The sequence below is a fragment of the Streptomyces sp. NPDC042201 genome (genome assembly GCF_055582185.1).
This window is the reverse complement of the sequence record NZ_JBVJDS010000002.1, coordinates 430,951-453,757: the sequence shown is the minus strand read 5'-3', so window position 1 is coordinate 453,757 and position 22,807 is coordinate 430,951. Positions and strand designations below refer to the sequence as shown.

At 68.9% G+C, this 22,807-nt stretch carries 20 protein-coding genes and 2 pseudogenes; 6 read left to right on the top strand and 16 right to left on the bottom strand.

Features of this window, described 5'->3' with window-relative positions; genetic code table 11:
* Positions 1–583: 583 nt before the first annotated feature.
* On the bottom strand, positions 584–1,546 hold the full coding sequence (locus tag ACZ6MZ_RS05950; protein ID WP_469350062.1) for a tetratricopeptide repeat protein: 963 nt from the start codon (positions 1,544–1,546) through the stop codon (positions 584–586).
* A gap of 198 nt (positions 1,547–1,744) precedes the next feature.
* Between ACZ6MZ_RS05950 and ACZ6MZ_RS05945 the strand changes: the two genes are divergently transcribed.
* Positions 1,745–2,437 carry a TetR/AcrR family transcriptional regulator gene (locus ACZ6MZ_RS05945; protein ID WP_469350060.1) on the top strand — a complete coding sequence of 231 codons (693 nt, stop codon included), beginning with the start codon at positions 1,745–1,747 and terminating at the stop codon, positions 2,435–2,437.
* Here ACZ6MZ_RS05945 and ACZ6MZ_RS05940 read toward each other — a convergent pair.
* The 8 genes and pseudogenes from ACZ6MZ_RS05940 to ACZ6MZ_RS05905 form a co-directional block, all read right to left on the bottom strand.
* Positions 2,411–3,271, bottom strand: a complete 861-nt coding sequence (locus ACZ6MZ_RS05940) for an ABC transporter permease (RefSeq protein WP_384181522.1) — start codon at positions 3,269–3,271, stop codon at positions 2,411–2,413. The genes ACZ6MZ_RS05945 and ACZ6MZ_RS05940 overlap by 27 nt on opposite strands.
* Positions 3,231–4,106, bottom strand: coding sequence for an ABC transporter ATP-binding protein (locus tag ACZ6MZ_RS05935; protein ID WP_386878209.1), 876 nt, complete (start codon positions 4,104–4,106; stop codon positions 3,231–3,233). The genes ACZ6MZ_RS05940 and ACZ6MZ_RS05935 overlap by 41 nt, the downstream gene beginning before the upstream one ends.
* Positions 4,103–4,558: a MarR family winged helix-turn-helix transcriptional regulator gene (locus ACZ6MZ_RS05930; RefSeq protein ID WP_384181518.1), complete on the bottom strand. Its 456-nt coding sequence runs from the start codon at positions 4,556–4,558 to the stop codon at positions 4,103–4,105. The genes ACZ6MZ_RS05935 and ACZ6MZ_RS05930 overlap by 4 nt, the downstream gene beginning before the upstream one ends.
* A gap of 137 nt (positions 4,559–4,695) precedes the next feature.
* The gene (locus ACZ6MZ_RS05925) at positions 4,696–6,435 is read right to left on the bottom strand and encodes an acyl-CoA mutase large subunit family protein (protein WP_389676438.1); all 1,740 of its coding nucleotides are present in this window, start codon (positions 6,433–6,435) and stop codon (positions 4,696–4,698) included.
* A gap of 83 nt (positions 6,436–6,518) precedes the next feature.
* A complete protein-coding gene (locus tag ACZ6MZ_RS05920; RefSeq protein ID WP_469350058.1) occupies positions 6,519–6,845 on the bottom strand; it encodes a DUF3817 domain-containing protein in 327 nt (108 codons plus the stop codon).
* 81 nt (positions 6,846–6,926) lie between these two features.
* Positions 6,927–7,433, bottom strand: coding sequence for a MarR family winged helix-turn-helix transcriptional regulator (locus tag ACZ6MZ_RS05915; RefSeq protein WP_384181512.1), 507 nt, complete (start codon positions 7,431–7,433; stop codon positions 6,927–6,929).
* Positions 7,434–7,558: 125 nt separating this feature from the next.
* Positions 7,559–7,852 (bottom strand): MTH1187 family thiamine-binding protein, encoded by a 294-nt coding sequence (locus ACZ6MZ_RS05910; RefSeq protein WP_384181509.1) that lies wholly within the window; start codon positions 7,850–7,852, stop codon positions 7,559–7,561.
* A pseudogene (locus ACZ6MZ_RS05905) lies at positions 7,849–8,192 on the bottom strand (DUF3817 domain-containing protein). Before ACZ6MZ_RS05905 ends, ACZ6MZ_RS05910 begins: the two are co-directional and overlap by 4 nt.
* Positions 8,193–8,339: 147 nt before the next feature.
* Here ACZ6MZ_RS05905 and ACZ6MZ_RS05900 point away from each other — a divergent pair.
* The 4 genes from ACZ6MZ_RS05900 (at position 8,340) to ACZ6MZ_RS05885 (ending at position 11,031) form a co-directional block, all read left to right on the top strand.
* The gene (locus ACZ6MZ_RS05900) at positions 8,340–8,999 is read left to right on the top strand and encodes an AIM24 family protein (RefSeq protein WP_389783804.1); all 660 of its coding nucleotides are present in this window, start codon (positions 8,340–8,342) and stop codon (positions 8,997–8,999) included.
* Positions 8,999–9,649, top strand: coding sequence for an AIM24 family protein (locus ACZ6MZ_RS05895; RefSeq protein WP_384334575.1), 651 nt, complete (start codon positions 8,999–9,001; stop codon positions 9,647–9,649). Before ACZ6MZ_RS05900 ends, ACZ6MZ_RS05895 begins: the two co-directional genes overlap by 1 nt.
* Positions 9,646–10,440, top strand: coding sequence for an AIM24 family protein (locus ACZ6MZ_RS05890; protein WP_469350053.1), 795 nt, complete (start codon positions 9,646–9,648; stop codon positions 10,438–10,440). Before ACZ6MZ_RS05895 ends, ACZ6MZ_RS05890 begins: the two co-directional genes overlap by 4 nt.
* A 114-nt stretch (positions 10,441–10,554) precedes the next feature.
* Complete coding sequence (locus ACZ6MZ_RS05885; RefSeq protein WP_384181501.1) at positions 10,555–11,031, top strand: MarR family winged helix-turn-helix transcriptional regulator; 477 nt, start codon at positions 10,555–10,557, stop codon at positions 11,029–11,031.
* Between the two features lie 210 nt (positions 11,032–11,241).
* On the opposite strand, the gene ACZ6MZ_RS05880 is transcribed toward ACZ6MZ_RS05885, so the two are convergent.
* From ACZ6MZ_RS05880 to ACZ6MZ_RS05860, 5 genes are all read right to left on the bottom strand, one after another.
* Positions 11,242–12,222 carry an IS4 family transposase gene (locus ACZ6MZ_RS05880; protein WP_469350052.1) on the bottom strand — a complete coding sequence of 327 codons (981 nt, stop codon included), beginning with the start codon at positions 12,220–12,222 and terminating at the stop codon, positions 11,242–11,244.
* Between the two features lie 340 nt (positions 12,223–12,562).
* A complete protein-coding gene (locus tag ACZ6MZ_RS05875; protein ID WP_469350051.1) occupies positions 12,563–12,850 on the bottom strand; it encodes a DUF7848 domain-containing protein in 288 nt (95 codons plus the stop codon).
* A 494-nt stretch (positions 12,851–13,344) separates the two neighbouring features.
* Entirely contained in the window at positions 13,345–13,548 is a 204-nt protein-coding gene (locus ACZ6MZ_RS05870; protein WP_469350049.1) for a hypothetical protein, read from the bottom strand.
* A gap of 559 nt (positions 13,549–14,107) precedes the next feature.
* Positions 14,108–14,413, bottom strand: a complete 306-nt coding sequence (locus ACZ6MZ_RS05865) for a hypothetical protein (RefSeq protein WP_469350048.1) — start codon at positions 14,411–14,413, stop codon at positions 14,108–14,110.
* Positions 14,414–14,432: 19 nt separating this feature from the next.
* Positions 14,433–14,549: a helix-turn-helix domain-containing protein gene (locus ACZ6MZ_RS05860; protein WP_469350391.1), complete on the bottom strand. Its 117-nt coding sequence runs from the start codon at positions 14,547–14,549 to the stop codon at positions 14,433–14,435.
* A 478-nt stretch (positions 14,550–15,027) separates the two neighbouring features.
* Here ACZ6MZ_RS05860 and ACZ6MZ_RS05855 point away from each other — a divergent pair.
* Positions 15,028–15,246 (top strand): annotated as a pseudogene (locus tag ACZ6MZ_RS05855) (site-specific integrase); the annotation flags it as partial.
* A gap of 78 nt (positions 15,247–15,324) precedes the next feature.
* Here the strand turns inward: ACZ6MZ_RS05855 and ACZ6MZ_RS05850 are convergent.
* Positions 15,325–15,867, bottom strand: a complete 543-nt coding sequence (locus ACZ6MZ_RS05850; RefSeq protein WP_469350046.1) for a DUF4265 domain-containing protein — start codon at positions 15,865–15,867, stop codon at positions 15,325–15,327.
* Complete coding sequence (locus tag ACZ6MZ_RS05845) at positions 15,839–22,777, bottom strand: polymorphic toxin-type HINT domain-containing protein (RefSeq protein WP_469350045.1); 6,939 nt, start codon at positions 22,775–22,777, stop codon at positions 15,839–15,841. The genes ACZ6MZ_RS05850 and ACZ6MZ_RS05845 overlap by 29 nt, the downstream gene beginning before the upstream one ends.
* Between the last annotated feature and the right edge of the window lie 30 nt (positions 22,778–22,807).

The following is a 22,807-nucleotide window of genomic DNA, read 5'->3' as shown; positions in this document are numbered from 1 at the left end:
CTCCGGATCGGGCCGGAGCCCGTCCTGGGATGGGAGAAGTGCTACGTCCTCGGGAAGGAGAGCGCCTGATCCGGAGGCGCGAGGTGCGTCCGAAATCACCGGCGATCACCCCCGAGCGACAACCACTGGCCACGCCATTTCGCGCAACCTCTGGACAGGCCCTGCCGGTGGGCAGGAACCCCCCTGTCCGGGCCGGCGGCGCTGCCGCCGGTCCGCTCGGTGGGGACCCAGGACCGACGGCGCGGCTGGCTGCCGTGCTGGTACGGAATTGGACCGAGCGTCGACGATCGTGGTGCATTACAGGCCGCGACACAAGGGGGTTCGTTACTGGCTAGTAACGACCCGATAACCAGCAGGCGACCCCAGGGTATCGAGCGGCCACACAGGGTGGGGCCAACGGGTGCGCCAGAAGCGGCGATTGCCCCTCATAGAGGGGCAGACCAAGAGGCTCGCTGTACTGCGAGTAACAGCGGCCACGTTTACCAAGTTTTGGCAAAGCGCGGCCGCTGTTATCGTTCTGTCGCCAAATCCGCCCTGCCGCGGCAGAGCTGTCAGCGCGTCAGCCGGCGCTCCGGCGTACGCCTCAGAAGAGCACCCTCGCCAGTGCCGAACGGGCCGCCGTCACCCGGGGATCATCCCCGCCGATGACCTCGAACAGCTCCAGCAGCCGCACCCGCGCCGCCTCCCGCTCGTCACCGAAGGTCCGGCGCACGGCCTCGACCAGCCGGCCGAAGGCGTCCTCCACATGTCCGCCGACCAGATCGAGGTCGGCCGCGGCGATCTGCGCCTGGACGTCGCCCGGCTGCTCCGCCGCGTCCTTGCGTACCTGCTGCTGGTCCATCCCCTCCACCCGCGCGAGCAGTTCGGCCTGGGCGAGACCCAGCTTGGCCTCGGTGTTGCCGGGGTCGTCGGAGAGGACATTGCGGTACGCCTGCGCGGCGCCGGCGAAGTCGTTGGCGTCCAGGGCGCGTACGGCGGCTTCCAGCAGGGCGTCGTACGGCCCCTCGGGCACCACGGCCTCCTGCTCGTCGCCGGGCTCCGCCTCCGCGCCGGCGTCGACCGCGATCCCGGTCAGCCCGAAGCGCTCCTCGCCGACCTGGATCAACTGGTCCAGGGTCTGGCGGATCTGGGCTTCCGGGGCCGCGCCCTGGAAGAGCGGCAGCGCCTGGCCGGCCACCACCGCGAAGACCGCGGGGATGCCCTGGATCCCGAACTGCTGCATCAGCATCTGGTTGGCGTCGACATCGATCTTGGCGAGGACGAACCGGCCGCTGTACTCCCGCGCCAGCCGTTCCAGTACCGGACTGAGCTGCTTGCACGGCTCGCACCACTCGGCCCAGAAGTCGATGACGACCGGGACCTCGGTGGAACGCTGGAGGACATCGCGCTCGAAGCCCGCCTCGTCGACGTCGATCACCAGGCTGGAAGGGGGGACGGCACCGGTGCCGCCCTGGCGGGCCGCTTCGGCGCGGGCCTGCTCCGCCTTCACCTTGGCCTCACCGGCCGCCTTCACCGCGGCGAGGTCGACGACGCCGCTCATAGACATGTTCCTAGGCTGCATGAGTACATCCTCCCCCTTCCGCGCACACTTCAGGAAAGCGGTACGCGCACCGCCGCGTCGCCACCGGCCGGTCACGGCTTTCGCTACGGGCCGTAGCGTAACTTCCCGGTCCTGAACACGTGTGAGATTTTCCCGGTGAACTGGCTCACAGCAGATTGGCTACTGGCCGGTATGGTCGCCGTCATGTGCAGCCGCCCCCGCCCCGCCGACGCGCGGACGTCCGAGGTGACGACGCCCGGGACCGCCGCGTCCCGGGCGGGCCGCCCCCGCAGCACCACGGCCGACTCCGCGATCCTGGAGGCGACCAGGGCCGCCCTGGTGGAGCTGGGCTGGGCCAAGCTGACGATGGGTGATGTGGCGAGCCGGGCGGGCGTCGCCAAGACCACCCTCTACCGGCGCTGGGCGTGCAAGAGCGAGTTGGTGGTGGACGCGGTCGCGGTCCTCTTCGACGCGCTGGAACTCCCCGACCGCGGCAGTCTGGCGGCCGATGTGGAGAACGTGGTGCTGCAGTTCGGGGCCCTGCTGGAACGGCCGGAGACCAGGACCGCGTTCATGGCGGTGGTCGCGGAGTCCACCCGGGACGAGGCGCTGCGGGCGCGGATCCGCGGCTCCATCGTGGACCGCCAGAAGAGGCTGGTGCTGCTGGGCCGGGAGCGGGCCCGGGCCCGTGGTGAACTCCCCCGCGAGCCGGACGGGGCGACGGCGGCCCGTACCACCGACCTGGTCTTCGATGTGATCGCCGGCGCGGTGGTCCACCGCGCCCTGGTCAGCGCGGAACCGGTCGACCAGGAGTGGGCGCGCTCCTTCACGGCCCTGCTGCTGGGCGGCCTGGCCGGCCAGCCGCCGGTGTCATCTCGCGAGTCGTCCGAGCAGTGACGAGGCCGCCGCGATACCCGCCACCGCAGCCGCCAACAGCACGCCGTAGTCGAGCAGCAGATGCGACGGCGTACCGAGCAACAGCCCGCGCAGGGCGTCGACCTGATAGCTCAGGGGATTGGCCTTGCTGACCGCCTGGAGCCAGCCGGGCATGATCGCCACCGGATAGAGGGCGTTCGAGGCGAAGAAGAGCGGCATCGTGATGGCCTGTCCGATCCCCATCAGCCGGTCGCGGGTCAGCACGATCCCCGCGATCGTCATCGACAGACAGGAGAAGAAGGCCGAGCCGAGGATCACCGCGACGGCCACCCCCAGCAGCCGCAGCGGGTTCCAGGTCAGGCCCACGCCGAGGGCCGCCGCGATGACGATCACCACGACCGCCTGGATCAGCGCCTTCACCCCGGAGGCGAAGGCCTTTCCGCTGATCAGGGCGGCTCTAGGGGTCGGGGTGACCAGCAGTTTGGTGAGGATGCCGGCGTCCCGCTCCCAGATGATCATGATGCCGTAGAAGATCGCGATGAACATCGCGGACTGGGCGATGATGCCGGGCGCGAGAAAGTCGATGTACGGGACACCGCCGGTCGGGATGGCCTTGATCCGGGTGAAGGTCTCACCGAAGATCAGCAGCCACAGGGCGGGCTGGACGGCCCGGGTGTACAGCTCGGTGCGGTCGTGGCGCAGCTTCTGCAACTCCACCACGCACATCGCGACGACCCTGACGGGCAGGACCCGCCAGCCGGTGCGGGGCCGCGGCGGGATCAGCAGCAGATCGAGCCGTCCCGGGCCCGTGGTTTCAGCCGACGCGGGTCGCGGTGCGGCGGGTGCTCCGGACATCGCGGAAGTCGCCTCCCTCCTCGTCGAGGCCGCTGCCGGCCACGTCCCGGAAGACGTCCTCCAGGGTCGGCACGGCGTCCTTCTCGGCCGACTCGCCCGAGGCGAGACGGCGCTCACGCAGCTCGGCCCGCAGCTCGTCGGGAGTGCCGAGCGCGTGAATGCGGCCGCGGTGCATCAGCGCGACCCGGTCGCAGTACTGGTCGGCCTCGTCCATGTAGTGCGTGGTCACCAGCACGGTCATGCCGGTGGCGATCCGTACGGCGTTGATGTGCTCCCACACGCTGGTACGGGCGATCGGGTCGAGGCCGATCGTCGGCTCGTCCAGCATCAGCAGCCGCGGCGCGCTGACCAGCGCCTGGGCGAGTTCGAGCCGGCGGATCATGCCGCCGGAGTACGTCTTGGCCATCCGGTCGGCCGCGTCGGTCAGGCCGACCGCCGACAGCGCCTGGGCTACGCGCTCGGACCGCTCGCGGCGGGTCACGTCGAAGACGCGGGCGAACAGGGTCACGTTCTCCCGGCCGGTCAGCGCGGCATCGGCGGACAACTGCTGCGGGACATACCCCAGCAGCCGGCGCACCGCCATCTTCTCCTTGGCCGCGTCATGTCCGAACACCCGCACCATGCCCGCGGGGACGGGCAGCAGCGTGGTGATGCAGCGGATCGCGGTGGTCTTGCCGGCGCCGTTCGGGCCGAGCAGTCCGAAGACCTCGCCCGCGTGGACCGAGAGGTCGAGCTGGTCGACGGCCTTGGTCTCACCGAACGCGTACTCCAGTCCGCGGCAGCTGACGGCGTCGGGCCCGTTCTCCCCCTCCTGTGTCACCGGTTCATCGGTCATGTCCCCTCCACTTCCTCGTGCAGGTTCTGGGCGAGCTTGCGCAGCGCCGGAAGCGCCGCGGCGAGGGCCGAGCGTTCCTCCTCCGTCAAACGTTCCACCTGCGCGTGCATCAGCGCGCTCCGGCGGGCTTCCCAGTCACGCAGCCGCGACTCGGCGGCCTGGGTGGGCAGCAGCAGCCCGGAGCGGCGGTCGTCCGGGTCGGTCTCACGGCGCAGATAGCCGGCCCGGCTGAGCTGGTTGACCAGCGTGGAGACCGAGTTGCCCGCGAGATACAGCTCCTTCGCGGCGGCCGACACCCTGATGCCGGGGCGGGCCGCGACCAGACGCAGGAGTTCGACCTGCGCGCCGCGCAGGGGCGGGGCGGTCAGACTCTGGCGCAGCCGCCGTCTGACCATCCGCTGGACACCGGCCAGCACGGCGGCGAGCGAGTCGGGGAACTCCTCTGTGGCCATACCATATTTTAGCTCTCACTCAGAGGTAAGTGCCACGGCTCGTCCTCCACCCCTCGCGGTCCACCCGTCCCAGTAAACAGCCGACGGCCGCCCCCCGCGCCGTGGACCGGCACCGGGAGCGGCCGCTCAGAGCCGCCCTAGAAGCCGGGCGGCTCCGTGTAGGTGCCCCACTCGTCCCGCAGGACGCCGCAGATCTCGCCGAGCGTCGCCTCCGCCCTGACCGCCTCCAGCATCGGGGCGATCATGTTGGAGCCGTCGCGGGCCGCGGCCAGCATGGCGTCCAGGGCCTTGCGCACCCGGGCGTCGTCGCGGGCGCCCTTGCGGTCACCGAGGACCTGGACCTGGTCCCGCTCGACCTCGTGGCTGACCCGCAGGATCTCCAGGTCGCCGGTGACCGAGCCGTGGTGGACGTTGACACCGACGACCCGCTTCTCGCCCTTCTCCAGGGAGCGCTGGTACTGGAAGGCGGACTCGGCGATCTCGCCGGTGAACCAGCCGTCCTCGATCCCGCGCAGAATGCCCGACGTGACGGGACCGATCGGGTGCTGTCCGTCCGGGTGGGCCCGCAGCCCGCGCTCCTTGATCTGCTCGAAGATCTTCTCGGCGTCGGCCTCGATCCGGTCGGTCAGCTGCTCGATGTACCAGGAGCCGCCGAGCGGGTCGGCCACATTGCCGACGCCGGTCTCCTCCATCAGCACCTGCTGGGTGCGCAGCGCGATCTCGGCGGCCTGTTCGCTCGGCAGCGCGAGGGTCTCGTCGAGCGCGTTGGTGTGCAGGGAGTTCGTACCGCCGAGGACGGCCGCCAGCGCCTCCACGGCGGTCCGTACGACGTTGTTGTACGGCTGCTGCGCGGTGAGCGAGACGCCCGCGGTCTGGGTGTGGAAGCGCAGCCACTGGGCCTTGTCGGTCCTGGCGCCGTACACCTCCTTCATCCAGCGCGCCCAGATCCGGCGGGCCGCGCGGAATTTGGCGATCTCCTCGAAGAAGTCGAGGTGGGCGTCGAAGAAGAAGGAGAGGCCGGACGCGAAGGTGTCCACGTCCAGCCCGCGGCTGAGCCCCAGCTCGACGTAGCCGAAGCCGTCCGCGAGGGTGTACGCCAGCTCCTGCGCGGCCGTCGCGCCCGCCTCGCGGATGTGGTAGCCGGAGACCGAGAGAGGCTTGTACGCGGGGATGGAGCGCGCGCAGTGCTCCATCAGGTCGCCGATCAGACGCAGATGCGGCTCGGGCTGGAAGAGCCACTCCTTCTGCGCGATGTACTCCTTGAAGATGTCGGTCTGGAGCGTGCCGTTGAGGACGGCCGGGTCGACGCCCTGGCGCTCCGCCGCGACGAGGTACATACAGAAGACCGGGACCGCCGGACCGCTGATCGTCATCGAGGTGGTGACCTCGCCGAGCGGGATGTCCCCGAAGAGGATCTCCATGTCGGCGGCCGAGTCGATGGCGACGCCGCAGTGGCCGACCTCGCCGAGCGCGCGCGGGTCGTCGGAGTCGCGGCCCATGAGCGTCGGCATGTCGAAGGCGACGGAGAGCCCGCCACCGCCGTTGGCCAGGATCGTCTTGTAGCGCTCGTTGGTCTGCTGGGCGTTGCCGAAGCCGGCGAACTGGCGGATGGTCCAGGTCCTGCCGCGGTAGCCGGTGGGGTGGAGTCCGCGGGTGAAGGGGTACTCGCCGGGCCAGCCGATCCGCTCGAAGCCCTCATAGGTGTCGCCGGGCCGGGGCCCGTAGACCGGCTCCACCGGGTCACCGGAGAGCGTCGTGAAGTCCGCGTCGCGCTTGCGGGCCTTGTCGTAACGGGCCTGCCAGCGCCGGCGGCCTTCCTCGATGGCCGCCGCGCCGTTCGCGTGAGCGTCCGTACCGTCCCTGCCTACACCGTCCATACCCTCGAATTTACTAGGACGTCCAAGTAAATGTCGATGGCGAACCGCCCACACATCGTGCGGGCGGGGCGTCGGGGCGGTTGCTACACCTTGACGGTGGCCTGGTCGCGGCCGGAGACGAGCGGCTGGACCTCACGGGTGATCTTCGGCTCGACGAAGAAGGACGCGACGGGGATACAGCCGGCGGCCAGCACCCAGAGCAGCTTGCCGAACGGCCACTTCGCCTTGGAGCCCAGGTCGAAGGCGAAGATCACATAGACAATGAACAGCACGCCGTGGATCTGCGAGATCAGCATCGTGTCGCCGGTATCGAACCCGTACTTCAGGATGATCGCCACGGTGAACACCAGCAGCCATACGGCGGTGACGTAGGCCATCACCCGGTAGCGGGTCAGCACATTCGACTTCATGGCGTCGAGCCTAACCGGGCACGACGAGCGATCTTCCGGCGCCCTCCCGCCGTGCAGTCGTCCCGCCGCCCAGTCATCGGACTACTCGTCGAAGTCCTGGGCCGCGACGCGCAGCGGGCGCAGCATCGCGAAGATCTCCGCGCACTCCTCGGCGTCGTACGCCCCGAGCCCGAAGTCCATCTCCATCAGATCGCGGCTGGCCGCCTCCACCGCCTTGCGGCCCTTCTCCGTGATGGAGGCGAGGGTGCCGCGGCCGTCGTTGGGATTGGGCCGCTTGTCGACCAGACCGGATCGCACCAGCCGGTCCACGGTGTTGGTGACCGACGTCGGGTGGACCATCAGCCGCTCGCCGATCTTGGACATCGGCAGCTCGCCCGCCTTGGAGAAGCTGAGCAGCACGAGCGCCTCGTACCGGGCGAAGGTCAGCCCGTACGGCTTGACGACCGCGTCGACCTCGGCGAGCAGGATCTGGTGCGCGCGCATGATCGAGGTGATCGCGCCCATCGAGGGAACGGGGCCCCAGCGCCGCTGCCAGAGTTCGTCGGCGCGGGCGATGGGGTCGAAGGGGAGGCTGAGCGGCTTCGGCACGGGCCCGACCTTACCCACTGGTCACATGCTGGTCAGCCCCGTCTCGAACTTCGGTCCGATCAGCCCGGCCGGACCGCCGTCGCGGCCGGGCACCGACGGTCCGCCGGGGCGCACCCGACAGGCTCTCAGGCGGAGAGGTGGCGCTCCACCGTCTCGACCTTGGAGGTGAGGCCGTCCGTGACGCCGGGCCGGATGTCGGCCTTGAGGACGAGCGAGACGCGCGGGGCGCGGGCCTCGACGGCGGCGACGGCGCGCTTGACCACGTCCATCACCTCGTCCCACTCCCCCTCGATCGAGGTGAACATGGCGTCCGTACGGTTCGGCAGCCCGGACTCGCGGACCACCCGTACGGCCTCGGCGACGTACTCACCGACGTCCTCGCCCACACCCAGCGGGCTCACGGAGAAGGCGACGATCATGCGCTCACCGTACCTTCGCGGGAGCGCGGGAGGCGATGACCGCGTCGTCGGCGGCGCACCTGAGCTTGCGCTCGGCGAAGAAGCCGCCGGCCGGCAGGACGGAGAGGACGAAGTAGAGGGCGGCCGTCCCGAAGGACCACTTGGTGCGGTTCCAGGCGTCCAGCCAGAAGATCACGTACAGCACGAAGAGCAGGCCGTGGACCGCGCCCATTACGGGAACCGCGTTGAACTCCGTCGTTCGCTTGAGCACCGAGCAGACGAGAAGCAGCAGGAAGGACACGGCCTCCGGTGCGGAGACCAGGCGGAGGCGATGGAGGGAGGAGGCGGTCTTGATGTCCACGAGGCAGGCACCTTCGTCATCGGGGGCAAGGTGATCTTGTGAATCCACGCACAAGCGTCGGCTCATTGTGGCAGCCCGACTTTGCCCGACCGTTATCAGGGTCCGTTCAGGGGTGATAAAGGGCGAGAGGCCCTGTGCGCGGGTGGCATGGCCCGTTACCTTCGACCCGTGGCTCAGTTTCGACTCCAAGGCAGCAAGGTGCTCGCCGTCGATATGACCGGCGATGCCGTCAAAGCGAAGAACGGCTCGATGGTCGCGTACGACGGCCAGATGGCCTTCAAGAAGATGTCCGGCGGCGGTGAGGGCGTGCGCGGGATGGTGACCCGCCGCCTCACCGGCGAACAGATGACCGTGATGGAGGTGAAGGGCCAGGGCACCTGCTACTTCGCCGACCGGGCGAGCGAGATCAACCTCGTCTCGCTGCACGGCGACAAGCTCTACGTGGAGGCGAGCAATCTGCTCTGCGCGGACGCGGGGCTGCGGACCGGCACGTCCTTCACCGGGCTGCGCGGCGGAGCGTCCGGCAACGGCTTGTTCACGACGACCGTCGAGGGCATGGGCCAGGCCGCGATCATGTCGGACGGCCAGGCGGTGATCCTGCGGGTGACCCCGCAGTACCCGCTCTTCGTCGACCCCGGCGCGTACATCGCCCACCAGGGCAACCTGCAGCAGCACTTCCAGTCCGGGGTCACGTTCCGGACGTTCATCGGTGAGGGCTCGGGCGAGGCCTTCCAGATCCGCTTCGAGGGCGACGGGCTCGTCTACGTACAGCCGAGTGAGCGGAACACGATCGGTGGTGACGTCTGATGCCGTTCCGTGAGATCAACTCGAAGATGGTCGAGGCGACGGTGGCCCCCGGCCAGAAGATGTTCAGCCAGCGCGGCGCGATGCTCGCGTACCGGGGCGAGGTCAGCTTCACCCCGAACATCCAGGGCGGCCAGGGCGGCCTGATGTCGATGATCGGCCGGCGGGTGGCCAACGAGGCGACCCCGCTGATGACGGTCGAGGGCAGCGGCACGGTGATGTTCGGTCACGGCGGCCACCACATCCAGGTCATCGGCCTCGCCGGCGACACCCTGTATGTCGAGGCCGACCGGCTGCTGGCCTTCGACGGGACGCTCCAGCAGGGGACGATGTTCATGGGCTCGCAGGGCGGGGTCATGGGCATGGTGCGCGGCCAGGTGACGGGCCAGGGCCTGTTCACCACGACGCTCAAGGGCCATGGCGCGGTCGCGGTGATGGCCCACGGTGGGGTGATCGAGGTGCCCATCACCCCGGGCCGGCCCGTCCATGTGGACCCGCAGGCGTATGTGGCGCACCACGGCGACGTACGGAACAAGCTCTCCACGGCGCTCGGCTGGCGCGACATGGTGGGGCGCGGCTCGGGCGAGGCCTTCCAGCTGGAGCTGAGCGGCAGTGGCGCGGTCTATGTCCAGGCGTCGGAGGAGAAGCTGTGAGCGCGCCCGTGATTTTCGACCCGATGACGCTGCCGAGCGACGACAACGTCAACGCGTACACCTTCTGTGTGGAGCTGAAGGGGAGCCAGTGGTTCCTGCAGAAGGGGAAGATGATCGCCTACTACGGGCGGATCGACTTCAACGGGATCGGGCACGGCCGGTTCGATCGGCTGGTGCGCACCAGCTTCCATTCGCCACTGCACGCCAGTGACTGGGTGGTGGCGGAGGGCAGCGGCAAGATGCTGCTCGCCGACCGGGCCTTCGACGTCAACTCGTTCGATCTCGACCAGGGAAATCTGACGATCCGTTCGGGGAACCTGCTGGCCTATCAGCCCACGCTGGCGCTGAAGCAGTCGATCGTGCCGGGCTTTCTGACCCTGATCGGTACGGGGAAGTTCGTGGCGGCGTCCAACGGGCCGGTGGTGTTCATGGAGCCGCCGATCCGGGTGGATCCGCAGGCGCTGGTGGGCTGGTCGGACTGCCCCTCCCCCTGCCATCACTACGACCACGGCTATATGACGGGCGTGATGGGCGGCGTACGGGCGCTGACCGGCATCGGCGGAACCTCGGGCGAGGAGCACCAGTTCGAGTTCGTCGGGGCCGGCACCGTACTGCTCCAGTCGACCGAGCTGCTGATGGCGGAGCTGGCGACAGGGGCCACACCCCAGCAGCCCGGGGTGCCGGGCCACGGCGCCCCTGCCCCCGGGCAGCATGGGCAGCACGGGCAGCAGGGGGCCGCGCCCCGGCTGCCGGGTCAGCTCGGGGATCTCCAGCGTCGCTTCGGCCTGTGAACGGTAGTCTGCGGAGTGTGAGGTCGAACGCCTGCGCCCCCGTGGGTGAGCGGGTGCGCGGCATCACAGCCGCAGACTTCGTCCAGAATTCAACTTCTTAGGTAGAATCCACATATGGAGAGCGAGACGGCCACCCGCTGGCTGACCGACGCGGAGCAGTGCGCCTGGCGCACCCACCTGGATGTCAACAAGCTGCTGACGCATCAGCTGGAAAAGGACCTGCAGCCGTTCGGCCTGACCATGAACGACTACGAGATCCTGGTGAATCTCTCGGAGTCGGCGGACCGGCGCATGCGGATGAGCGACCTCGCGGCCACCACGCTCCAGTCCAAGAGCCGGCTCTCGCACCAGATCACCCGGATGGAAGCCGCGGGCCTGGTCCGCAGGGAGCACTGCGAGTCCGACCGCCGGGGGCTGTACGCGGTCCTCACGGACGAGGGCATGGAAACGATGCGGAAGGTCGCGCCGCACCATGTCGCGTCCGTACGCAAGCACTTCATCGACCTGCTCTCCCCCGAGGCACTCGCAGACCTGCGCACCTCCCTCACCCCGGTGGCGGAGCAACTGCGCGGCCGACGCGGCAGGCTCTGACGGCCGACGGCGCGGGTCAGGCCCCGTCCGGCCTAGGCCCAATGCTGGTGACTTTAGGTTGTTGTTGGCTGGGTGATGGTGATCATTGCTGGGGCTGGTGGTGGCCAGTTGCGGTGTGTGGCGCGTTTGAGGGGCCAGTTGGACATCTTGCGTTTGATCACGCGGGGGCAGGTCCGGTGGCGTCGTGTGGGCAGCAGGCGTTCGGCGATCTCAGCCAGGGTGCGGGTCAGCGCCCGTGCGAGTCTGCCGGGGGGAAAACGCCGCTTGGGCGGGGACCTGGCGGCGCACGATCCGCAGGGACCGGGTGAAGGACATGCGATCGGGGTCGAGACCGTGGTCGAGGGCGGCCTGGTGCATCAGCTGCCGGATGGCGTGATGAACGAGGAGGAAGCCGTAGATCTCCTGTTCCACGCCCCACGGATACTTCGAACGCAGGAGGAGTTTCGGGCCGCGCTGGTGGGTTTTGATCTCGTCCAGTGTGGTCTCGATCTCCCAGCGCTGGGAGTAGAGCGCGGCCAGTTCCCGGGCGGGTGCCTGTTCAGGGTCGAGCAGGGTGGTCAGGAGGCGGTAGACAGTGGTGTCGCCGGTGCCGGTGAGGGTGTACTCGATCACCCGGACCACCACCGGATCGCGGCGGCTCCTGCGGTCCCGTTCGGCGTGGACCGTGCTGAGGTAGGAGCCGTCGGCCAGGATTTGCACGACGGGCAGGGCCGCGCTCTTGCGCATCCGCCACAGCAGGTCCGCGCCGGTCGCCCGGGCGGCCTGCCACAGCTCGAACCCGTAAAAGCCCCGGTCGGCCAGCAGCAGCATCCCCGCCCGGAGTTCGGTGAACAGCTGCCGGGAAAGCACCTGTTCGCCGGCCGACAGCGGGCCGATGGCCGCGCCGAACACCGCGTGGGTGCCACACTCGGCCAGGGCCACCACTCTGGCCTGCGGGAACGCGCCGGCCCCGCGCCCGGACCCCGGGCGGCCGAAGAAGCCGTCATTGGCCACGGTGTCCGCCAGATCCAGCGTCGTGCCGTCCACCGCCACCACACGCCACCGCCGATACCAGGCACCAGCCGTCCCGGGCACGGCCACCGGCCGGCACACCCGCCCGAACAGCACCTTCAACGGCTCAGGACCCAACCGCCGACGCGCCCGCCCGATCGCGGCGGTCGTCGGCACACGCCACGACCGCCGCTCTGCCATTTGGCTTGTTGTACTGGAGCGCTGGCGCCAATCCCGATTGTGATCCCGTAGCTCCAGCGTCGTACGCCTGAGCCGCAGGGCTCATGTGAGCATTTTGATTTACCCAATGGATATCACCGTCGCAATTGTGCACCAAGATCGGCGTAGCCCCCGCCAGCACATAGTACGTGTGCTACACGGCCCCTCTCTATCTGAGTATTCGCAGATCAGCAGCGGTTTCGGGTTCCACTGGTGTCCGTGGTTGTGCGGGGGAAGCCGTAGGTGTTGCCGTCGCTACTGCCGTCAAGGGCTCGGGCCGCGCGGTCGCGTTGCCGCTGGCGTGGTGTCACCCCCGGGGACTTCACTGCCATGCTCCAGGCTCGGCACGGACGAGGGCGCGGACGGTGTGCTCATACAGTTCGTGGCCGCTCTGGGCGCAGTGTCCGGCGATCCAACAGGTCAGTTCGTCCGGGGTGTGCAGTGTGCCGGATGTGGCACCGCAGTTGCGTTCCTCGCCGGTGACGCAGACCGCCGCGAAGGCCGGCAGAGCCAGGGGGTCGGGGACGGTGGTCACGTGGTACTCGCGGAATCGGTAGCGCCCCCGTGCGGAGTCGCGGACCGGTGCGTCGGTGTCCGCAGAGTCAGGCACCCTCGTCCACCTCTTCCTCTTCCGGGTCCGGGAGGCGCTGTCCGCGCGAGTCTGCTACTCGGAGCGCGTCCGCCAGGGCCTCGGTCAACCGGCAGGCCAGCCAACGATATTCAGTGGCCGACAAAGTCGGTGCTCCGGGAGCCGTGGCTTCTCGGGCGTACTCCAACACCTCCTGGCCCATGCTGAGCTGCACCGTCTCGATGCTGTCGGCGAGGGTAGAGAGGTAGCCCCGACCATCGGTGCTCAGGTAGCAGGGCTTCCCCTCCGGGCTGGTCCACCGCAGTAAGCGGGGACCTCCCCCACCCGACGCGGCGTCGTACAACTCTCTGCGACGCATGCGGTCGGCTTCACTCCTGGGCTGACTCACTGGGCACCCCCGGCCTGGGTCACTGTCGGTGGACACACCGACCGTGGGCACTGACTAATCGTCACTCCAGATAGAAGCCATGACAGTTCGCGACTCTTGGTTCACGAACTGCCACGCTGCGTGGCAGCTATCCGATAACGCCCAGGTAGTCGGCGATTTCGCGCATCTCCGTCGTGAGCGTGCGCTTGCGCTTGCGCTTGCCGAGGATCTCCTGCATGGTCTCGGCGGCCCCGTTCTGGTGCCGCAGCCACTGCGGGGCGGCTTCCCTGGCGCGGGTCAACTCGTCCATGGCGGCGGACAGGTCGCCGGTCCGCGTGTGGGCGCGCGCCACATCGAGGGTGAAGCGGTTCCCGTCGTTGGTGCTGGGCCCTGCCCAGGCGCTTCCACGCCTTGGGCGACAACTCCTCCTGCTCGCCCGCCTTGCGCACCACCGCGCGGGCGTCGCCGATGACCAGGGAGTCTTCAAGTGCCTTGACGGCGACGGTGACCGGCCCGAAGACGGACCAGTGCCGGGAGACGTTGCGATGCGCCGTCCAGACCGCGGTTGCCGCGACCCTGGCGGCATGACGATACGCCTTCGCCTCGTCGGGACGGTTGTTCCTCTCGGCTGCGGCGGCGGCCTCCATCGCCAGGCCGCCCCACACCGCGTAGTGGTCCGGCTCGGCCCCGGTGATCTTCGGCTCCACCGCGTCCATGCTCCGGGCGGCGACCTGTTCCGCCTCATCCAAGCGGCCCTGCCTCACCAGCAGCCAGCACATGCAGCCGACACCTGAGCCCGCCGCAAGCATGTCTCCGGCCTGACGGGCATCCATGATGGCGCCGCGCACAGCGGCGTACGCGATGTCGTACTGGCGTACCTGGGTGAGGTAGGCGCCGGCCAGACGCAGCGCCTAGGCGCGAGCCAGCAGGGCCTGCCGGTGCTCGTCCCCGCTGTCGTAGTAGGCGACAGCTCGTGCGGCATCACGCAACAGGACCGGCAGTTGAGCCGCGACGCTCTTGTAGCTGTCGGAGAAGTACAACACCCGTGCGTCTTGCAGCGTCCGCCGGAAGGTGCGCAGGTTCGGTTCCTCGCCCACGGCTTCGGCGTCCTGGTCCACGAGTCCGACGGCCGGGGTGAGGGCGGCGCGGAGCTGGATCAGGTTGACGCGGTTCGGCTCCTCGGTCTGCCCGACGGGCTCCGGGGCATCGGACGCCATCAAGGCGGCCGTGGTCACCCTAAGCGCGCGGGCGAGCGTGTGCAAGGTCTCCATGCGAAGAGGTGCCGCCCTGCTCGGCCTTGCGTACCGTGCCCGGCGATACGCCTGCGGCATGGGCCAGTTCCTCCTGGCTCATCCCCGCCCGACGCCGGTACCTGCGAACGTTGTCAGCCAGCTCCGTAATCATCAACTCACCACCTCCCACTCCACGGTACGCCCGGCCGGCACATCACCCGGGGGCGATCCGGCAGACACCCACCCACAGGGGTGCCCCAGCACCTGGCGCGCCGGAACTCCGGCAGAATCGGGGCCTGAGCGGGAGGGAGTCCCTCGTCGGTCGGGCAGCTTCGCCGTGCCAGGGTTCCCCGGGGGCCGCCAAGGCTCACACCGTGACGCGTGCGCTCGGCCTTGTCGGCCCCCGGGGGTTCCTGGTACGCCTCCGGTGACCGGGCGGCGAGGAACCCCCTCCCGCGACCCACGACCACTCACCACGACGAAGCCGCACCCGACACACAGCCCCCTGCCCCTCGGAGGGAGGGCCGGGGTCTGGGGCGGAGCCCCGGAAGTGGTTCGCTGTGCTGGCTGTTGCGCGCCCGGACCGGCGGGGTCGTCGGCGAGCGGGGCGGAGACAGGAGCGGGCGGCGGCCCCGCAGGGCCTGGAACAGGGCGTCGACCTCGTCGTGATCAAGGAGCTCCTCGGCCACGCCCACATCGGCGTCACCGCCGGCGTCTACGCCCACGTCCGACTCCGCCTCCAACGCCAGGCCATCGACACCCTCAGCCCCACTGGCGACGCCCCCGACGACCCACCCGCCACAGCCGTCGTCCGCTGACGTTGCCGTCACCGTTGCCGTCAAAACTCCCAGAAGCCCCGTCGGAATGAAATCCGGCGGGGCTTCTGGCGGACCATATTAATGATCTGAATCTGGCAATCCGAGTCCGTCGCGGTGAGTCCTCGCAAGGGCACTCTCTTCGATGCCGATTTTCCCTTCACCGGCAATACGAAGGAGAGCGGTTCTCATGGATGCGTAATCAACATGCGGCGGCACGTCGATTGCCCACAAAGACCCGGTTGCATCGATCTCCCAGGAACAATCAAAGGCGCGGAGCATGGTGTCGACTTCCCCTCCCGCGCCGTCACCTTTGATGATGATGCGGACCGCCGAATGGCCGGACTCAGAAACGAACTCCTCGAACACGAACTCCCTGCGCTCGTGATCAGCCCTGACCCGCACGATATCCCCGAAGGCAACACCCTTCACGTAGAAGGGGGTGTTCCGAACCTGAACCTCCATCTTCACGGAAGTCTTCCCAGTCCAGAGCCGCTCCGCAGACGCACGCGCCCACTGGGCTGTCTCTTCAGGGAGGTCGAAGGCTACCTTGTACAGCCTCTCAGGCTTATCGTCCGACGTCGACTTTCTGGCGCTAGTCATCGAGGAATTCTCTGAGCTCATCGTCCCACTCCTCCAGAGGCTTGGTGGATTTATCCCTGTTGCATCGACGGCAGGCCACAGCGCCATTATGGTCGCCACCATGTCCGCCACTGGCCTTCGGCACTACGTGGTCGATCTGGGCATCGTCGGGTTTTCCCTTGATGGCGTTTCCATCAGCATCTACCGATCCGCGCCGTTTCACCGTCTGCCCACAGTAGTCACACTTGTACTCGCCGCCATTCTTCGCGGCGTTAGCGTCGTAGACCTTCTGCCTCTCGGCATCAGTGAAATCCAAACTACCTCTGTTGCAGTTATGAACAAGAACCGGCGTCGCACCGGCCAGCACATAGTACGTGTGGATTTCGCGGACCGTCAGGTCGTGCGTGCGCTGGCGCTTCTCGAAGGGGCGGGTGGTCTGGAGGGTGACGGTGTCGCCCTTCGGGGTGCGGAGCTTCATGCCCGGCTTGAGGTCGCCGGCTTCGATCCACCTGTTCTCCGACACCACCCAGAAGGGGTGGGTCGTCGTGGAGACCAGCGCCGAGGTTGTCGTGGCCGTCGTCGAGACGGTGAGGTCGACGAACTTCTTGTCGTCCTCGGTCACGATCGTGCCGACGACCTCGCTGACGGTGGTCTTGCCCGTCTCGGAGTCGGTCACGGTGACCTTGTCACCGAGCTGGACGTCCTCGATCTTCTTGCTCGTCCCGTCGGCGAGCAGCACCTTCGTGCCCGGCAGGAAGCTGTGCGCCGCCCCGGTCAAGCACCCGGGACCGTCGTCGCCTCCGCCCTTCTTGAGGGCCGCCGCGGCCTTCTTTCTCGCTCCGGCCAGCGCGTCCCGGGCCTTGGCCAGTCCGTCCTTCGCCTTGGAGACCGCCTTTCCCGCCTTGAAGTAGTCCCTGGCGCCGCCGATGAGATCGCCCACTAGACCGACCACGCGTTTGGCGAGTTTGGCGCCCTTCGCCCAGTTCCACGGGGCGCCGTACTTGGCGAGGATCTTGCCCGCGAGTCCGCCGGCGAAGCTGCCCGCGATGTTGAGCACCGTCTCGCCGCACGCGCCCATGTCGCCGCTGGAGATGCAGTCCAGGGCCGCGTCGATGCCCAGGATGTCCCGGACGATCTTGACCAGGGCCTTGCCTGCCGACTTGATGCGCTGGCTGGCGGCGGCCTGCTGGCCCTGGGCCGCGGCGACGACGTCGGCGGCCTCGTCCGCGTTCTGCTCCGCCTCACCGGCCGGTGCCGGCTTGCCGGGGTAGTAGGGGTTTCCGCCCCGGCACTCGATCAGACCCTGCAGGCACTCCGGCACGATCATGCCGCTCGGGTCAGCATGCGTGACGGGGCTGTTGTTGGCGTAGGCGTAGCCGTTGATCTGCTGGGGCTGGGTGTAGTCGATCAGCGGGTCGACGGAGATGAACTTGCCGATGGACTCGTCGTACTCCCGCGCCCCGAGATGCGTCAGCCCGGTCGACGCGTCGATCGTGCCGCCGACATACCCCTTCTCGCCGGGCCAGGTGCCGCTCGCCGTGCCGCGCTCGACTCCGTACGGGTCGAAGCGGCGCTGGGAGACCGCGCCGGTCGCGGCGTCGATGGCGAGTTCGCCGGTGCCGTGGTGGTCGGAGGCGAGGAAGGAGAGCTTGCCGTTGTCGCTGCGGACAGCGATCGTCTGGCCGGCGAACCCGTAGTAGCGGGTGGCCTCCTTCTTGGTGCCGTCGGCGGAGAGCTTCAGTTCCATGCCCGGCAGGTACACGGTCGTACCGGACGGGTCCTTGCGCTGGAGCCGGTTGCCGTCACCGTCGTACAGATAGGTGGTTTCGGCGCCGCCGGCTTCCTCGGCCCTGGCGAGACTGCCCTGGTCGGTCCACTCCAGCGTCTGGGCGTCGCCGCCGAGGACGCGCTTCGTGGTGTTGCCCGCGTCGTCGTACTCATACGTCGACTGCCGGTCACCGGTCGGGGTCTCCTGCACGACCTTGGTGAGCTGGTGCGGGCCGTCGCCGGCCGCGCCTGCTCCGCCGTAGAAGAAGGTACGGCTGACGTCCTTCGCCGCGTCGAGCCCGGTGTCGTGGACGGTGTCCGTGGTCCGGTTGCCGATGGCGTCGGTGGTGTACGACTTCCAGTACGGGGCCGGGCCGCCGAGCGGCGTGGTCCCGGCGTCCGTGTCACAGACCGTCGGACCGGCGCCGTTGAGCGGGACCGAAGAGCCGATGGTGCCGCGGCGCGACGCGTCTGCCGTGGTGGACGACGGGGTCCATGCCTCGCTCAGCCGCTGCCGGCTGTCGTAGTCGAAGCACTGGACGTCCGGCGAGGCGCTGTTCGCCGTGTCCGAGATGGACAGGACGTTCCCCGCCTGGTCGTAGGAGTAGTGGGACTCCTTCACCGGCGGGGTCGTGCCGTCGATGTCGACGACCGAGCGGACCAGCCGGTCCGTCCCCGTCTCGTAGTCGAATGACTGTCGGACCTTCTTGCCACCGTCGGAGAGCTGGAGCTGGAGGAGGTGGCTGTTGTTGGAGTAGGTGGTGTCGGTGACGTACGGCGTCGAGCCCGACATCGTCGTCGGCCGCTGGAGATCGTCGTACCCGTAGATCAGCACCTCGGCGGGCAGGCCGCCCACGGCGGGCGAACCCGAGGACTGCGTGGTGCCGTCACGGTTGTAGGCGGCGGTGAACAGGTAGGTGCCGGCGAGGTCGCCCTGCGACGCGGGCACCGTGTAGGCGGTCTTGAGCGGACGGTCGAACTCGTCGTTGGTCTGGATGGCCGTCGCGAAGTACTCGGTCGGAGAGATGTAGCTGAGCGTCGCGTACGCGTGGCCGAGCCAGCCGGCCTTGTCGTACCGGTTCTCCGAGACCTTCGTACCGGTGTCGGGGTCACCCAGCCAGGTCGAGGTGACCCGGCCCAGCTTGTCGTAGACCGTGGAACTCTTCTTGTCGCGGCCGTCCTTTGCCCAGACCGGCCGGTCGAGCGCGTCGAACCCGGTGCTCGACGTCCCGGCGTCCGGGTCGACGCTCAAGGTCTTCCGGCCGAGCTGGTCGTACTCGTAACGCCAGGTGTTCTCCTGGGCGTCGGTGACCGTCTGGAGCTGCCCCCGGGGCGTGTAGGTGTACTTGGTGACGTCGTAGCCGGAGACGGCGTTCGGCGAAGGGCCGCGGTAGTGCCAGATCTCCGAGGTGTTGCCGACGGCGTCGGTGATCGTGGTCGTCGGCACCCCGCCGGTCGGCGGATCGACCGTGGTCCGCTCCCCGTCGTACGTGGTGGTGGTACGCCACTGCTCGGCACCGGCGACGGCCATGATCTGCGCCGTGGGCCGCCCCAGACCGTCGTACTGGAGGAGGCTCTGCGCGCCGACCTCGCCGTTGTGGACGATCAGCAGCTCGTCGGAGGCCGCCCCCGCCGCGTTGTAGGTGGAGTTGGTCTTCTTGATCTTTCCGGTGCCGTCGTAGAACGAATCGGCGACCAAACGGGTGCCCTTCGGCCCCTCGGTCTGAAGCTGGCGCGGCCGGAGCAGACCGTCGTAGAGCTGGTACTCCGCCCCGTACGAACCGTCGGTCTCGATCTTCTCCGTCTTGATCGCGACGACCTTGTCCCGGCGGACGTTGTACGTGTACTTGATGCTCGGCGTCTGCGCCTTCGCCCGGTCCGGGAGCCAGACCGAGACGAGCCGGCCGAGGCCGTCGTAGGCCAGGTCGGTGCGCCTGCCGTTCGGGTCGGTCTGGCCGGCCGACATGCCCCAGGCGGGGACATAGTCCGTGGTGGTGGCGTGGCCGAGCGCGTTGGTGTTCTTCGTCCGGGAGATCAGGCCGTTGACGTCGGTGTATATCGTCCTGGTCTCCGCCAGGGACGCGTCCTTCTGCGACAGCGGACGGCCGTAGACGTCATACGTGGTGGTACCGGTGACCTGGTAGGTACCGGTGGTGCCGTTGTGCGAGGTCAGGCGCTCCGTCGTGGTCGCGTCGCCCGTGGTCGGCGCGACCCCGAAGGCCTGGTTGTCGTACGAGGTGCGCTCGTCCGCGTGCACCTGCGTACGGCGGTCCGGGGTCGCGGAACACCGGACGCCGACGACCTCGCTCCGCGAGGGGAGGGAGAGCATGTTCGCCGCAGTGTTGTCGGCGTACCAGGTACGGGCGCAGGTGTCGTCGTCCGGGGTGGCTATGTCGGCCTGGTCGTCGACCTGGGTGACCCGGCCGGTGCCGTTCGCCGTCTCGTACGCCATGGTCGAGCGGGACTCGCGCCACTCCCCGTTGGACAGGAGGGAGAAGCCGCGCTCCGTCTCCGGTCTGACGATCACCGAACGGGTGGTGCCCCAACTCCGGGTCTGGGTCGCCGTGTAGTGCTTCCAGGGCGTGCTGATGGTCTTGGCGACGAGCTTGGCACCGTCATAGGTGGCCGCCTCCAACTGGTGGCCCGTGAACTCCTCGGCGTCGGTGTACTCGGCGCCGGTGGAGTCCTTCACCTTCACGTCACGGGTGGTGCCGGACGAGGTCTTGTCCCCGTCCATGCCCTGGAGGTAGGTGTAGTCGACCCGCGAGGTCTGGGCGTCGGCGTCACCGCTGGTGACCTTGACCTTGCCGTACCCCTGCCAGCCGCCCCACGTGAGGTACTTGTCGTCCGTGATGCCGTCCGGTTTCGCCTTACGCCAGGCCGCGTCGCCCTGGTAGTCGTAGCGGGTGACGAGCTTGTCGCCGCCTCCCGTACGGTCCGTCTCGACGATCTCCGCCACGACGTACTTGTGGAACCAGTCGGTGAGCGGCTCGATGGTGCCGGGCGGCGCCCACTTGACCGGGTAGCAGCGCTTGACCGACGCGCCCGGCGCGGGCAGCGCGCTCTTGACACAGTCGGTCGGCGCGTAGTTGATGTCCAACTGGGCGCCGGTCTCGCTCAGTACGGCCGCAAGCCGGAACCGGTGGAACGGCGCGATGTTGTCGCCGATCGCGTCGACACGGTTGGCGAGCTGCTCGCCGTGCAGCTCCAAAGAGGGGAGTTTGACGGCGGTGCCGACCCGTCCCTCCTGGTCGATCTGCGACAGCCAGAGCGTCTTGGAGTCGTCACCGTTGTCGGTGAAGATATGGGTGAAGGTCCACGCGTCGACCTCCTGGTAGGCGGTGGCGTCCTTGCGTATCTGGGTGACGATGCCCGTCAGCCGCTTCGTCGTCCAAAAGCTCTGGCCGACCGTGCACTTGGTGGCCGCCTTGCACTCCTGGTCGACGGGGGTGTCGGGCCAGCGAGCGGCGTTGGCCGTGGTGCGTTTGCTCTCCGCGCAGTCGAAGTCGGGGGTGGGAAGGCAGCGTTCCACGGTGTCGAACACGACGCGCGCCGGCGCCTTGGCCGCATAGACCTGGGTGTCGCGCTGGCCGTAGTCGATCCGCTTGAGGTAGCCGGCGCGGTGGTACGCGGTGCCGTTGACGTCCGTCTTGCCGTTGAGGGCGTAGTAGTTCGTCTCGGGCGTGTAGAAGTAGGACATCACGTTGCCGTGGGTGTCCTTGACGTAGTCGAGGCTCCACCGCCAGGCCTGCTTGCAGTGGGCGCTGGTGAAGGTGGCGTTGTAGCAGGGCTCGCCCGAGTCGTCGCCGAAGACGGGGACCGTCCAGGTGGAGTCGGTCGTCTCCTTGCCGTCGGTCCAGCCAGGAAGGCGGTTCAGTCCGAAGGAGTACTCCGTGCCGTCCGACGTGGTGACGCGCCAGTGCTCGCCGTCGTTGTCCCCGTTGGTCGCGCCGGTCAGCTTCTCGACCTTGGCACCGTCGTCGGAGGCGAAGCGCCACTTCCCGGTCTCGTCGTCCTTGACCAACTCGCTCGAAGCGCCGTTGAGCATGATCGTGGCGTTGTCGAACGCCCAGCACTGCTCGGCGGAGCCGGAGTGGCCGTCGTCGGAACACGGCTTGTACCGGCGCTCGATGTAACCGGGGTCGTACGAGAAGCCCTCACCGATCCAGGAGCCCTGGTTGTTGGTGGCCGAGGTGCGGCCGTCGGCGGACTGCGAGGAGTAGCCGAGCCCGACGCTGGGCGTCAGACCGCCCGGCGTGGGAGCCGTGCGCAGCGGATAGTTCCAACTGAAGCCGCCGGAGGAGCTGGCGACGTTCCAGCTCGCCGACGGGGAGAGCGGGGTGGCCTTGTACGAGCCCTGGGAGGAGGACGTACCGGCGACGAGCGCCACGAGCGGGGCGCTCGCTGCTGCGGCGTCCGGCCGGCCAGAGTCCGCCGACCGGCCGGACGCCGCTGCCGGGGCGGCGAGGACCTCGGCGGAGACCGTGCGGTCCTCGCCGTTGTTCACCGTCGGCAGGGTCTTCGGAAGGCCCGGGCACGCCGCGCTGCCAGGTGTCGCGACGGCGGCGCAAGCCGGGAGCTGGACCAGGCGGAGGCGGGCGCCGTAGTCGCCGCCGTACCCCTCAGCGAAGGCCGCGTAGCCGACGTCCAGCCGGACCGTGGCGGCCCCGGCCCGGTCGTCGGCGCGTTCCACCCGCAGGAGCGCTCCCGCTCCCAGGGCGGAGGCCCTACGCGGGTCGAGCACATCGACCTGGACCTCGGCGGGTGCGGTCCGCGCGTCCGGGGCGGCCTGCGCGGCCTCGGCGGCCGGAGACTTCCCGGCTTTCGCGGACTTCCCGTTCTTCGGGGGCTTGGGCGGCTTCGGCGTCACCGCCGAGACCGCGACCGGCAGCCCGCCGACCCTCACCTCGGCTGGGGCGCCGGCGCGCGCGACGGGCACCGTGACGCTGCCTCCGCGCGGCCAGGTGCTTCCGCCGAGCCGCTCGACGGCGGCCTTCCGCGCCGGGTCGGCGGGGCGTGCCTTGATCTTGGCGCCGGTGCCCTTCACCGGGTCGCCGAAGTCCTGGAGCCGGGGTCCGCCCCGGCTCCCGCTTCCGGCGTTCTCGACCGGTACGGCCTGCACCGTACTGGCGGTCAGGGCGATGATCACGCCCAGGGCGGTCGCCGAGAGCAACCGTCCGGGCATGCGCCGGCTCAACAGCCGGCCACGGAATGG